Annotated in this window: 12 protein-coding genes; all 12 read right to left on the reverse strand. The window is 55.6% G+C overall.

Features of this window, described 5'->3' with window-relative positions; genetic code table 11:
* Positions 1-375: 375 nt before the first annotated feature.
* Positions 376-1,419, reverse strand: coding sequence for a recombinase RecA (gene recA / locus NST29_RS11370; RefSeq protein WP_033023151.1), 1,044 nt, complete (start codon positions 1,417-1,419; stop codon positions 376-378).
* 180 nt (positions 1,420-1,599) lie between these two features.
* On the reverse strand, positions 1,600-2,844 hold the full coding sequence (locus NST29_RS11375) for a competence/damage-inducible protein A (RefSeq protein WP_033023150.1): 1,245 nt from the start codon (positions 2,842-2,844) through the stop codon (positions 1,600-1,602).
* Positions 2,845-2,874: 30 nt separating this feature from the next.
* Positions 2,875-3,453 (reverse strand): CDP-diacylglycerol--glycerol-3-phosphate 3-phosphatidyltransferase, encoded by a 579-nt coding sequence (gene pgsA / locus NST29_RS11380; RefSeq protein WP_033023148.1) that lies wholly within the window; start codon positions 3,451-3,453, stop codon positions 2,875-2,877.
* Positions 3,454-3,527: 74 nt separating this feature from the next.
* Positions 3,528-4,409, reverse strand: a complete 882-nt coding sequence (locus NST29_RS11385; protein ID WP_033023146.1) for a helix-turn-helix domain-containing protein — start codon at positions 4,407-4,409, stop codon at positions 3,528-3,530.
* Positions 4,410-4,615: 206 nt separating this feature from the next.
* Positions 4,616-5,407: a DUF3388 domain-containing protein gene (locus NST29_RS11390; RefSeq protein WP_033023144.1), complete on the reverse strand. Its 792-nt coding sequence runs from the start codon at positions 5,405-5,407 to the stop codon at positions 4,616-4,618.
* 251 nt (positions 5,408-5,658) lie between these two features.
* The gene (locus tag NST29_RS11395) at positions 5,659-5,913 is read right to left on the reverse strand and encodes a DUF3243 domain-containing protein (protein ID WP_033023142.1); all 255 of its coding nucleotides are present in this window, start codon (positions 5,911-5,913) and stop codon (positions 5,659-5,661) included.
* Positions 5,914-6,373: 460 nt separating this feature from the next.
* Positions 6,374-7,090 (reverse strand): SDR family oxidoreductase, encoded by a 717-nt coding sequence (locus NST29_RS11400; protein WP_033023141.1) that lies wholly within the window; start codon positions 7,088-7,090, stop codon positions 6,374-6,376.
* Between the two features lie 403 nt (positions 7,091-7,493).
* On the reverse strand, positions 7,494-8,783 hold the full coding sequence (locus tag NST29_RS11405) for a pitrilysin family protein (protein ID WP_033023140.1): 1,290 nt from the start codon (positions 8,781-8,783) through the stop codon (positions 7,494-7,496).
* On the reverse strand, positions 8,764-10,062 hold the full coding sequence (locus tag NST29_RS11410) for a pitrilysin family protein (protein ID WP_033023139.1): 1,299 nt from the start codon (positions 10,060-10,062) through the stop codon (positions 8,764-8,766). Before NST29_RS11410 ends, NST29_RS11405 begins: the two co-directional genes overlap by 20 nt.
* A 146-nt stretch (positions 10,063-10,208) precedes the next feature.
* Positions 10,209-11,168: an ABC transporter permease gene (locus NST29_RS11415; RefSeq protein ID WP_033023137.1), complete on the reverse strand. Its 960-nt coding sequence runs from the start codon at positions 11,166-11,168 to the stop codon at positions 10,209-10,211.
* Complete coding sequence (locus tag NST29_RS11420; RefSeq protein WP_033023135.1) at positions 11,169-12,215, reverse strand: ABC transporter permease; 1,047 nt, start codon at positions 12,213-12,215, stop codon at positions 11,169-11,171. It lies immediately after the preceding gene.
* On the reverse strand, positions 12,212-13,741 hold the full coding sequence (locus NST29_RS11425; RefSeq protein WP_033023268.1) for an ABC transporter ATP-binding protein: 1,530 nt from the start codon (positions 13,739-13,741) through the stop codon (positions 12,212-12,214). The genes NST29_RS11420 and NST29_RS11425 overlap by 4 nt, the downstream gene beginning before the upstream one ends.
* Positions 13,742-13,788: the final 47 nt, after the last annotated feature.

The raw sequence follows: 13,788 nt of genomic DNA on the forward strand, positions 1-13,788 counted from the left end.
CATTTTGCACAGCGATCGCCCGCGCGGCTTTCGGCATCTTCCCGTCCCGCCGCGGCGGACGATCGTTTGACCCCGCCATGCGTATGGACAAATATACATGTTCATTGTAAAGGCGCCCGTAGCAATTGTCAAGATATTACACAGGCCCACGCCCGCCGCCTAGGGGAAAGCGAACATGGAAAGGAGCTGACGCTTATCTTTCGCATCGTATAGACGCGCCGTCACGTTTGGGAAAGCGAACTCGGAAAGGGGCTGACGCAAAAGGTTGTCCGCCTTCAAGATCAGCACAACCGATGGTGCGGCAGAAGCAGTCCGTACGTATATCGAGCAACGAAAGAGGGTGTCCCGATCCTTTCGGGACACCCTCCGGGGCGCTTATTCCTCAAGCAACGCGAACTCGTCTTGCTGCGGTTCACCGCCCGCCTCGCTGCCGTCAATGCCGTAATGTTGACGGATGGCACGGGCGATTTCATCGGCAATATGCGGATTTTCTTTCAAAAATTGCTTTGCGTTTTCCCGGCCTTGGCCAAGCCGTTCGTCTTTGTACGAATACCACGAACCGCTCTTTTGCACGATGTCGAGTTCGGACGCCATATCGATGATTTCCCCTTCGCGGGAAATGCCTTCGCCGTACATGATGTCGACATCAGCTGTTTTAAACGGCGGCGCGACTTTGTTTTTGACGACTTTGATTTTCGTCTTGTTGCCGACCATGTCGTTGCCTTGCTTGATTTGTTCGGCGCGGCGCACTTCTAGGCGGACGGAAGCGTAAAACTTCAGCGCCCGCCCCCCCGGCGTTGTTTCTGGATTGCCAAACATGACGCCGACTTTCTCGCGGATTTGGTTGATGAAAATGGCGATCGTTTTCGATTTGTTGATGGCGCCAGACAGCTTGCGGAGCGCCTGCGACATGAGGCGGGCTTGCAAGCCGACGTGGGCATCGCCCATCTCTCCTTCAATTTCCGCTTTCGGCACGAGCGCCGCCACCGAGTCGATGACGATAATATCGACCGCGCCGCTTCGTACGAGCGCTTCGGCGATTTCGAGCGCCTGTTCGCCGGTGTCGGGCTGGGAAAGCAACAGTTCATCGATATTGACTCCTAATTTTTGCGCATAGATTGGATCGAGCGCGTGCTCGGCATCGATGAAAGCTGCTTGCCCGCCCCGCTTTTGCACCTCAGCGATCGCGTGAAGGGCAACGGTCGTCTTCCCTGATGATTCCGGGCCGTAAATTTCCACAATCCGCCCGCGCGGATAGCCGCCGACGCCTAACGCGATATCGAGCGCCAGCGAACCGCTCGGCACAACGGAAACTTTTCGTTCCACTTGCTCACCGAGCTTCATGATGGCCCCCTTGCCAAACTGTCGTTCAATTTGTTTTAACGCCTGCTCCAACGCGGCTTGACGATCTTGATTCACTCATTTCCTCCTCCTTTTGTAAGGCTACTTATACTATACACCGTTTTCTGACCATTGCCAAGCAAAAAATCGAACGTTCATTCGTTTTTTTTGGTGGGGAAACTAGCAACAATCGCCATGCTGATCCGGCGGAAACAAACGATGGGCGGTGGAGGGTGTGAAAGGAGGGAGCGGCCGAGATTAGCGGTCGGCCGCAAGCAGCTCCAGCAGCAGAAAACAACCGTATTTGGCGGCGCGGATGCGGATGTCGCCGCGCGTGCCGGACAACGTCAAACGGCGGACAGCGGTGCCGCGCTCGCGCATGGCAATGCCGATATAGACGGTGCCGGGCGGATGGCCTTCAAGCGGGTCGGGGCCGGCGACGCCGGTGAAGCTGATGCCGACATCGGCGCCGCATAGCGAACGGACGTTTTCCGCCAACACACGCGCGCACGATTCGCTCACCGCCCCGTCCGTTTCGAGAAGCGGCCGCGGCACGCCAAGCACCTGTTGTTTGACGCCGTTCGTGTAGCAAACGACGCCGCCTTGAACGATCCGCGACGCCCCGGGAACGGCGGTGAGCTGTTCGAGAAACAGCCCGCCGGTCAGGCTCTCGGCCGCCGCGATCGTCCATCCTCTTTCTTTTAACCGTTCGCTTGTCTTCGTAAACAGCGTTTCGTCGTCATAGCCGTAACAGTAGCGGCCAACGCGCGCCAAAATCGCCGCTTCTGCTTCATCAAGCAGCCGCTGCGCTTCCGCCGCGTCCCGGTGCTTCGCCGTCAAGCGGAGCGTCACCTCGCCGTCACCGGCCAGCGGCGCGATCGTCGGATTCGATTGCGCGTCAATCAAATCGGCGAGCGCCGTCTCCAGCGCCGCTTCGCCGATGCCAAAAAAGCGGAGCACACGCGACTCAATGCGTCCGGACAGCGGGAACGCAGCGCGCAAAAAGGGGATCCCGTAACGGGTAAACATCGGGCGCATTTCTTTCGGCGGCCCGGGCAGCAACATGTACGTGATGCCCGCGACGGTGAGCGCCATCCCCGGCGCCATGCCGTTTTCGTTTTTCAGGACGGTCGCCCCTTCCAAAACGAGCGCTTGCTTTTTGTTGTTGTCTGTCATCGGCCGATGGGCGCGGGCAAAGTACGCTTCGATTGCCCGCAACGCCTCTTCATCGATGACGAGCCGGCGGCCAAGCAAACGGGCGATCGTCTCCTTCGTGACATCATCCTTCGTCGGGCCGAGACCGCCGGTGAAGATGATGAGATTCGCCCTCGTTTGCGCCGTTTTCACCGCCTGCTCAAGGCGGCCGGCGTTGTCGCCGACAACCGTCTGGAAATAAACATTGATGCCCAAGGCGGCAAGCTGCTGCGACAAAAACTGGGCGTTCGTGTTGACAATTTGGCCAAGCAGCAGTTCCGAGCCGACGGCGATGATCTCCGCGTTCAATGAACAGCCTCCTCCTTCGCGGCTACCCTATTATTTAGAGCGAGCGAACGCATGTTTGTTTTTCGCAAAATAATCCCATCCCGACCAAACGGTGAAAATGACCGCCACCCAAAGCGCCAAGTCGGCAAACGGGAACGGGATGAGCGAAAACGGTAGATTATGAAGCAACAAGGCGGCAATCGCGATAATTTGCGTCCACGTTTTAATTTTGCCGAGCATATTGGCTGCCACGACTTCCCCCTCACCGGCAAGCACGAGCCGCAAGCCAGTGACGGCAAACTCGCGGCTGATGATGATGATCACCATCCAAGCCGGCGCGAACCCGAGTTCAACGAGCACAATGAGCGCCGCCGATACGAGCAGCTTATCGGCAAGCGGGTCCAAAAACTTGCCCAAATTGGTGACAAGCCCATACTTGCGAGCATAATAGCCGTCAATCCAATCCGTCGTTGACGCCACGATGAAAATGAGAGCGCCGACAAGATGGGCGATCGGGAGCACCTCGCCGCCGATGCGAATGCTGCCCCAACCGAACGGGACGAGCATCACAATCAAAAAAAACGGGATCAACATGATGCGCGCTACCGTAATTTTATTCGGCAAGTTCACAACGAATACCTCCGCTACTCAACATCGATGCGGGCAAAGAAGCGGCTTTCGCTGCGAAAGGCCGCCTCTTGCCGTCACTTTTTCAAGATGAATCGCAGTTTTTGAAACACTTCATCGTTTGGATCAAACGGATAGGCAAACGGCTCCCCGTTTACTTTTACATCAACGTCAAGCGCGTTGCCGATTTTCACCCAGACTTCGCTTTCCGCGGACAAATCGAACGTTTTCGTCTGGCCTTTCATTAAATTGTTGCGGAAAAACGAATGGCCTTTCGTGTTGTACACGTCGACCCAAGATTTCCCGCGCGATGACAGCTCGATGGTGAAGGTATCGGCATGTTGCACTTCAATCGTCGCCGTATTGCCGCTTTTCTCCTTTACACTGAGCGTCGCGGCCGGCTTTTCTTCGCTTTTAGCCGGAGCAGACTGCTCGTTTTCTTCACCGCCTTCACGGGTCGTTTGCTCCTCTTCTTTCGGCTTTTTCGACTGCTCAAGCGGCGAATGGTTCGACTTTTCCACTTCCGCCGTTTTCGTGCTTGTCTTCGCCGGCGGCACTTCCGCCGTGTTGCGCTGAAGGAGCAGCCAGACGAGAACCGCGGCGCCGATCACCGCGGCAACGCCGAGCAGTTTCGGCAGCCAATCGAGCCATTTCGCTCCCTCCGCGGACAATTGTTGGCGCGTTTTCACGCGCGAGAGCGGTTGTGGAATGTCCTCTTGATACGATTGGGGAATATCCTGCTTGTATTGCTCAAACAGCTCGTCCGGATCGAGGCCGACCGCCTCGGCATACTGCCGGATGAAAGCGCGCACGTAAAAATTTCCCGGCATAATGGCGTAATTTCCTTCCTCAATACCGAGCAAATACCGCTTTTGAATTTTCGTCAACTCCTGCAGCTCATCCAAACTCATCTTCTTTTCTTCCCGCGCTTCTCGCAAACGTTTCCCTAGTTCTGTCAACGGACAACACCTTCCGTTTTTTAGACTTGAAGCAAAGAAAAGCGATTCACTGATGACCTTTGCCAAACGCGTAGGAGGCTGGTGATTTACTCGCGGCTACGGCTTTACGATGTTAAAATCTCGTTACATCGGTCCTGCTTTTCGCTCATTCTCTCATTGATAAAGGGAATGAGCCGTTGTTCACCAGCCTTATAGGGGGCGCCCTATTACAATCCGAACTCGGAAAACCCGTCGCCGCCTAACAACGTCGGGCGCTCAATCGCTTCATACGAAATCTCTTCATCCGGTTCATGGCGCAGCTCAATAATGTAGTTAAAATCGTCGAGCGTGTATTCCGTATGGCGGACAAACAAATCCGGATGTTCGACGACCTTCGTCGCCTCAAGGCGCATCAGCTCGCGGACCAGCTGCCAATGCTGCTCATTTCCGCGGCGCGCTGAGACGATGCCGTCAATGATAAAAATATTGTCGACGCTATATTCGTCTTCCATGAGCTGCGTGCGCACCGTTTGCTTGATGAGCGTCGATGAGACAAACATCCACCGCTTGTTGGCGCACACGCTGGCGGCAACGATCGACTCCGTCTTGCCGACGCGCGGCATGCCGCGAATACCGATCAGCTTGTGCCCTTTTTCTTTAAAAATTTCCGCCATAAAATCGACAAGCAAACCGAGCTCATCGCGGACAAAACGGAACGTTTTTTTGTCATCGGCATCGCGCTGGATATAACGGCCGTGGCGAACGGCGAGACGGTCAAGCAGCTTCGGCTGGCGCAGTTTCGTCACCGTAATGTTGTCCATCGTCCGCAAAATCGTCGCCAGCCGCTCGATTTGCTCATTGCTGTCGCAAAGGAGCAGCATGCCGCGGCGCGAGTCCCGGACACCGTTGATCGTCACGATGTTGATGGACAACATGCCGAGCAGCGAAGCGACATCGCCGAGCAGCCCTGGGCGGTTGACATGAATTTCGTATTCCAAATACCATTCCTGCTTGCCCATTCCGTCTCCTCCTTGCCGGTGTCCGCACAAACGCCTTATGCTAAATTCATACTACTATAACCGCAAATGGAAAAGCAACCGAAAAGGAGGAGGAAAAACGCCATTTCCATGCGAGGGGAACAGCAAGGGGATCTGCCCGGCCGGATCGTCTCCAGCGGCGGCCTTGGCCGCATGTTCGGGGCGAAAGCCGCAGCCGGCTTCCAGCAGAAAAGGTGCCCCGCTCTTTCGTTTGGGACACCCCGTTTGTTTGTTCAGTGTTGGCGATGTTGAACGAGCTTCACCATCATATTGGCGAGCGCATGCTGTTCTCTTTCATCGGCTACGCTCCAAAGGTCAGCAAGCACCCGCTCTTCCGGGTTTTTCGGATCGACGTGTTTGGCCAAATAGTCCCCGATTTGATAAGCGACATCGGAGATGACTTGCTGGTTCAACCCTTGTTGCTGCGCCTGCTGCAGACGTTCAGCTAAGAATTCTTTCCATTGTTCAAAGTTGTCCAATACCGACATGTCTATTCCCTCCTTGATGAACGTTTCAAGGATAGTTTGCCTGTCCGAAGCCAAAATATACGTTTCGCCGCCTTAGCGGTCCCGATTGGGCAAGAACAAAACGGGCACCAACATCGAAGGTGAAACATCGATGTCACACACCGCTCGGCAGCCTTTTCATTCAGAAAAGTTCCATAGGCAACGTTTGCCCTCCACCTAGGGATGAAAATCCGCGTCAGTCCTGCATTTTCACAGAAAAGATCCATGGACAGTGGATTCGCCCTCCACCCAGGGGATGAAAATCCTGCGCCAGTGCGGCATTTTCACGGAAAAGATCCATGGACAGTGGATTCGCCCTCCACCCAGGGGATGAAAATCCTGCGCCAGTGCGGCATTTTCACGCTGATTGTGCAAGGTTTCTCGAATTGAGAAATGGATGGAATCAGCAGTATTTTGCACGAAACACCAGCCCCATAGGCATTTAGCAATGCCAGCCGCCGTTGACGGAAATGACTTGGCCCGTAATGTAGGAAGCGGCGTCTGATAAGAGAAACGCCACCGTTTTCGCCACCTCCTCCGGGGTGCCGAGCCGGCCGGCGGGAATTTCATCGACCAGCGCTTGAAGATCTTCGGCGCCTAACGGCCGCAGCATGTCGGTCTCGATCGCTCCAGGGGCGACCGCGTTCACGCGAATGCCGCTTGGGGCCAGTTCTTTGGCGAGCGCTTTGGCAAACGCGTTCTGCCCGCCTTTGGTCATCGAATAGACGGCTTCACAGGAAGCGCCGCACACCCCCCAAATGGAGGAAATGAACACAATATGACCGCGCTTGTTCGCAATCATCGGCGGGAGCAACCGTTTGATCAACAAAGCGGGGCTCGTGACATGAAGATGCACCATGCGCTCTATCAGTTCGTCATTCATATCCGTCAGCAGCCCGTAATAACTGGCCCCGCTATTGTAAACGATGGCGTCGATCGGCCGGTCGATTTGCGCGAGCAGCCGATCGACTTCGGAAGGCATCGACAAGTCGGCTTCCACCGGAACGACATGCGTGCCGGCCAATTCTCGCTGCAGCGCAGCGACCGGAGCCCGCCGCCGATAGTAATGAAGAAACAGCCCATAGCCGCTTTTAGCCAATTCGCGGGCGATGCTTTGTCCAATCCCCCCGGAAGCGCCGGTAATCAAAGCGTAGCGCATAACGTTTCCCCTCCTTTTCCATCCACCCCATTAATGATTGATGAGCGAGCCGCGTTCACCGCTTCGTATAAACACCATAGACCGAGCCTTGTTCGCTGAAAAGACCCGCAAATCGCAACTTCCGCGCGATCGGCAAGCCGGCGACCGCCGATATTGCCAAGACTCGCGAACAGCGGTGCGCCCTCCACAAAATCTTTCACGGCCGGCGGGAGCGTCTTGCGTCAGACTCGCGAACAGTGGTGCGCCCTCCGCCCCAAGGTGAGCATCGCCGTTTTGGGGAATGCTCACGAAAAAAGAGGGCCCGCCAAACAGCGAGGAAACGCCCTCTTCCCGATCAACGGCGCGCATCCGCATCGTCTTGGACATGCGTCCATGTCGCAGACGAACCGGAGCGCAAACCTCTTTATGACTCTTTGGGCACGACTTCGCAAACCGCGAGCTGCGAATCGCGGAAGCAAGCCGAAGCGACGTCCGCTATCTCATCGATCGTCAGCGCGGAGAGCACCGGCAAAATGTCAAACAAGCTGGCGCCGTAAAACGCGTAGCGCGTAAACTGGTTGGCGATGTATTCCGGCGAGTTGAGCGCGCGCAAAAAAGCGCCGATCTTTTTCTTTTTCACCCGCTCGATTTCTTCTTTCTTTATGGCGTCGACATCCAACGACAACAGCACCGTTTGAATTTCTGAAGCGAGGCGCTCAGCATCGCGCGTATCGCCGCCGACGAGGGCAAAGCCGAATTCTCGCTCTTCGGTATAATCGTACATGAACGTATCATCGATCAGCCCTTCGCGGTACAGCCGTTCGTAATGCGGTGAGCTTTTGCCGAACAAGTAATCGAGCAGCACGTGAAACGCGAGCTCATGGCGCAGCTTTTGCCCGCCGGTATTCGGCACGGACGGCGCTTTGATGCCGACAAAACATTTATTCGTCTGCACGTGCATCGGAATGATTTTTTTCTTTTCCGCCACGGCGCTTGGCTCTTCGTACGCAAACCGCTTCACTTCCGGCGCCGGCGGAAACGACTTTTTCGCCTGATTGTCGCGGATTTGCTGCATCATTTTTTGCTCATCGACCGGCCCGACGACAAACAACAGCATGTTGCTTGGGTGATAAAACGTTTCGTAGCACTCATACAGCAGCTCTTTTGTAATCTTGGCGATCGATTCGACCGTACCGGCGATGTCGATTTTGACCGGATGGTTGTGATACATGCTTTCAATGGCGCCGAAGTAAACGCGCCAGTCCGGGTTGTCATCGTACATGCGGATTTCTTGGCCGATGATGCCTTTTTCTTTTTCGACCGTTTTGTCGGAAAAATACGGCGTTTGCACAAAATCGATCAATGTCTCCAAGTTTTTCTCAACGTTATCGGTGCTTGAGAACAAATAGGCGGTGCGGGTGAACGTCGTAAAGGCGTTCGCCGACGCGCCTTGTTTGCTGAACTGCTGAAACACATCGCCATCCTCTTTTTCAAACAGCTTATGCTCCAAAAAATGGGCGATGCCATCCGGGACGCGTTTCATTTCCGTTTTTCCGAGCGGCACAAACTGATTGTCAACCGAACCGTAATTCGTCGTAAACGTCGCATACGTTTTATGGAATCCTTTTTTCGGCAATATATAGACGTCCAAGCCGTTTTCCATTTTTTCGTAAAACAGCGTCTCGCCTAGCGTTTCATACACCTGTTTTTCCATCGTCCGCCCCCCCTTCCATTCCGGTCAAAAAGTAGACGGTATCGAGCGCCACTTTGCCTGCGACGCGCACCACGTCTTCGCGCGTCACTTGATCGGTGCCGGTCAGCCATTCCTCGATCGAGCGCTGCCGCGTGGAAACGACGTTATGGTACAGCACTTCGACGAGTCCGCGCGGCGTATCGAGCGTCTCAAGCAGCTGATTGCGGATGACCGCTTTCGTCTGCACCATTTCTTCATCGGTGAAATCGCCGTTTTTCATCGCCTGCATCTGTTCATCAATGATGCGGCGCGCCTTCTCGTAATGGGCCGGCTCAATGCCCGACATCACCATCAACAGCCCTTTATGGCTTTCCAGCCGAGAGGCGGCATAGTAGGCGAGGCTCGCTTTTTCGCGGACGTTGATGAACAGCTTCGAGTGAGAAAACCCGCCGAAAATGCCGTTAAACAGCTGCAAGGCGTAGTAATCGTCGTCCTCGTACGTCACGTCAGTCCGATAGCCCATGTTCAGTTTCCCTTGCTTGACATCTTGCCGCTCGATCACTTCGTTCACTTCCCCTCGCGCTTTGGTCGGAGCGAGCGGCGCCTGTGCGGATGGCGAGCGTGTTGGCAAAGCGAAGCGGTTCGTGACCGCAGCGAGCACCTTTTCTTCTTCGACGTCGCCGATGACATACAAATCGAGCTCATCGTCCGCCAACGCCTGCTCATAATAGCGATACAGCCCCTCGGCGGTAATGGCATCGACATCTTCGAGCTCGCCGTTCGGCGAGAGGGCGTACGGCTCGCCTTTGCACATTTCCTGCACAAGGCGCATGTTCGCATAACGCATTTTGTCGTCGTACACCGCCTGAATGCGCTGGCGGAGCGCCCGTTTCTCTTGTTCGACGATCTCAGGGACAAACCGGCCGCCATCGAGCGCCGGGCGAAGCAGCAGATCGGCGAGAAGCTGGAGCGCTTTATCGAAAAGCGCCGGCCGTTCCGGCAAAAACTGTTCGTTGGCGACATCGATGCGAATCGTCACCACATGCTGTTCGCCTTTTTTGCTCAAATCGACCTGAAGCGTCGCTCCGTACAGCTCATCGAGATGGGTGCGCAGCGCCTTTACGCTTGGATAGTCAGCGGTGCCGCTTTGCAGCACATGCGGCAGCAGCGCGCGCATCGTCACCGTCTCCTTGGCAAGAGGGGCCTTCATTTTCCAAACGATCGTGTTCGTTTTGTACTTATCGGTCGGAATCGTATGAACGCGTACCGGTCCGACCGCTGTGACTTTTTCGTCGACCAATCCAACTCCTCCTTACTGTTGCCCAAAGTGCGCTACCTTTTTTATTGTAAAACTCCTTAGCAACAATATACCTTTTGGCCAGCGAAAAATGCAAATCATTCCATCCAGTCAAAAACGGCCGTCCGTTGTTCGGACAGCCGTTTTCGTCACCGTTTTCCTTTAATGTATGGCGTGCCGGCCGCTTTGGGCGCTTCCGCCCGGCCGATGAAACCGGCCAACGCCAAAATGGTAAGCACGTAAGGGGCGATAAGCAAGTAAACGGTCGGCACGTTTTTCAACAGCGGAATCGTTTGGCCGACGATGCTCAAACTTTGCGCCAAGCCGAAAAAGAGCGCCGCCCCCATCGCCCCGACCGGATGCCATTTGCCAAAAATCATCGCCGCGAGCGCCATAAACCCTTGCCCCGAGATCGTCGCATGGCTGAAGTCGCGGGAGATGATCGTCGCGTACACCGCGCCGCCCAGCCCGCCGAGCGCCCCGCTGATCATGACGGCGATATAGCGCATTTTGGCGACGTTAATCCCCATCGTATCGGCCGCCATCGGATGTTCGCCGACCGCGCGCAGCCGCAGGCCAAACGGCGTTTTATAAATGACATACCATGATACAAACGCCAAAGCAATGGCAATGTACGACGGCACATAGGCGTTGGAAAACAACAGCGGCCCAATGATCGGGATATCGCTTAATACCGGCACATCCATTTTGTCAAATCCGACTTGAATTTGGTCGGTTTGTCCTTTGCCGTACATTTTTTTCACCAAAAACAACGACAAGCCGAGAGCCAAAAAGTTGATCGCCACCCCGCTGACGACTTGATCGGCGCGAAACGTCACCGACGCGACAGCGTGCAGCAAGGAAAAGACAGCCCCGACGATCACGGCCGCCACTAAGGCGAGCCATGGTGTCCATGCGCCCAATCGATCGGCAAACGTCAAATTAAACACAATCCCGACAAACGCGCCGATGGTCATAAGCCCTTCCAGCCCGATGTTCACAACGCCGGACCGTTCGCTGAACACGCCGCCAAGCGCGGTGAAAATAAGGGGGGCCGCAAAGAAAATGGCCGTCGGGATAATCGTCTGCAAGACATCGTACACGCTCACTTACTCCGCCCCCTTTTGTCCACGAGATAACAGCCAGCGGATCATGTAGCTGGATGCGACAAAGAAAATAATGAGCGCGATAATGATATCGACGAGCTCAGTCGGCACGCCGGCGCTTGACGGCATTTCCAGCGCCCCGACTTTCAAGGCGCCAAACAACAAGGCAGAGAGCAAAATGCCAAACGCGTTGTTGCCGCCGATTAAGGCGACGGCAATGCCGTCAAACCCAAGGCCGGTGAATCCGGCTTTCGTAGAGATGTTTCCAAACGTCCCAAGCCCTTCCATCGCCCCGGCGACACCGGCAAAAGCACCGGAGATGACCATGGCTAAAATGATGTTGGCGCGCACGTTCATGCCGGCGTACTGTGACGCGTGCTGATTGAAGCCGACCGCGCGCAGCTCAAACCCTTTCGTTGTCCGCTCCAACAAAAACCACATGATGAACGCCGCGGCGATGGCGATGAAAATGCCGTAATGCATCGTCGAGTGGTGCGTGATCGCCCCGAAAAACTCGGACTGGAGCGAGGCGCTCGGCTTGACCGGATCCGATTTGAATCCTTCATCCGACAGCACCGAGCGGATGATGGCGTTCGTGACGTGCAAGGCGATATAGTTCATCATGATCGTAATAATGACTTCATGGACTTTCAAATAGGCCTTTAACACGCCGGGAAGCAAGCCCCACAACGCCCCAGCCGCAGCGGCTGCCAAAATGGCGAGCGGCAAATGGACGATTTTGGGCAAATCAAACGACACCCCGACCCAAACGGCGGCGAGCCAGCCGACGATCAGCTGCCCTTCGACCCCGATATTAAACAAGCCGGTGCGAAACGCGAACGCGACCGCCAAGCCGGTCAAAATATACGGCGTCGTCTGCCGGATCGTTTCGCCGATATAGTACGTATCGCCAAACGCTCCGTATACGAGAGCGGAAAAGCCAGCGATCGGATTGTAGCCGCTTGCGAGCATCACGATCGAGCCGGCAATCATGCCAAGCAAGACCGCCAGCACGGGAATGAAAAGTTGTTGAAGGCGATTGGATTTCATGACGACACACCCGCTTCCTTCCGTTTGCTTCCGGCCATCAACAGCCCAAGCTCTTGCTCCGTCGTCGCTTTCGGATCGACGATGGCGACGATTTTTCCTTCGTAAATGACGGCGATCCGATCGCTGACGTTCATGACTTCATCGAGCTCAAACGAAACGAGCAGCACCGCTTTCCCGCGGTCGCGCTGTTCGATGAGCCGTTTATGAATAAACTCGATCGCTCCGACGTCAAGCCCCCTCGTCGGCTGGGCGGCGATCAACAAGTCCGGATCGCGGTCGACTTCGCGGCCGATGATCGCTTTTTGCTGGTTGCCACCCGACAACGCCCTTGCTTTCGTATACTCATCCGGCGTGCGCACGTCAAACTCGCGGATGAGCTGGCGCGCTTTTTCATAAATCGCCGTGAAGTTCAACAAGCCCCGCTTGGAGTATGGCGGCTTGTAATACGTCTGCAGCACCATGTTCTCGCCGATCGGAAAATCGAGCACCAGCCCATGCTTATGCCGGTCTTGCGGAATATGGCCGACGCCGGCTTCGATGATTTGGCGCGGCGGCAAGTTCGTAATGTCTCGGCCGTTGAGCCGAATCGTCCCGGATTCTGCTTTGATCAAGCCGGTTATCGCTTCGATCAGCTCGGTCTGCCCATTGCCGTCGACTCCGGCAATGCCGACGATTTCACCGCCGTGCACCGTCAAATTCAACCCATTGACCGCGGCGAGCCCGCGGGCGTCTTTGACGACCAACCCTTCAATTTCAAGCACCGGCGTTCCCGGTTCGGCCGGCCGTTTTTCCGTCGTGAATTGCACCTCGCGGCCGACCATGAGCGCCGCCAGTTCGTTCGGGTTCGTCTCCGCTACATTGAGCGTCGCAATCCCTTTGCCGCGGCGGATGATGGTGACGCGGTCGCACACTTCCATAATTTCCTTGAGCTTATGGGTGATCAAAATAATCGATTTCCCCTCGCGGACAAGGGTGCGCATAATGTCCATCAGCTCGCGAATTTCCTGCGGCGTCAACACCGCTGTCGGTTCGTCAAAAATCAAAATGTCGGCGCCCCGATAGAGCGTCTTTAAAATTTCCACGCGCTGCTGCATGCCGACCGAAATGTCAGCGACTTTCGCCGTCGGATCAACAGCAAGCCCGTATCGTTCCGACAGCTCGCGCACCTCCTGCTCGGCCCGCTTGATATCGATCGTTCCCGCCCGCGTCGGCTCGCTGCCTAAAATAATGTTTTCGGTGACGGTGAACGTATCGACCAACATAAAATGTTGATGCACCATGCCGATACCGAGATCGTTGGCGACGTTCGGGTCGGTGATGCGCACCGGCTTCCCTTTGACGCGGATTTCGCCGCCATCGGGCTGATAAAGGCCAAACAGCACGTTCATGAGCGTCGACTTGCCGGCCCCGTTTTCGCCAAGGAGGGCGTGGATCTCCCCTTTTTTCACTTGCAGCGTAATGTTGTCGTTGGCGACAAACGCGCCAAACACTTTGCGGATGTTGAGCATTTCAATCACGTATTCCAAACGCTTCACTCCCCATTTCGGCAAGGTCAAAATCACAAAATGAGAGG

Origin of the sequence: Geobacillus sp. FSL W8-0026, from assembly GCF_037966255.1 — a bacterium.
Lineage (GTDB): Bacteria > Bacillota > Bacilli > Bacillales > Anoxybacillaceae > Geobacillus > Geobacillus icigianus.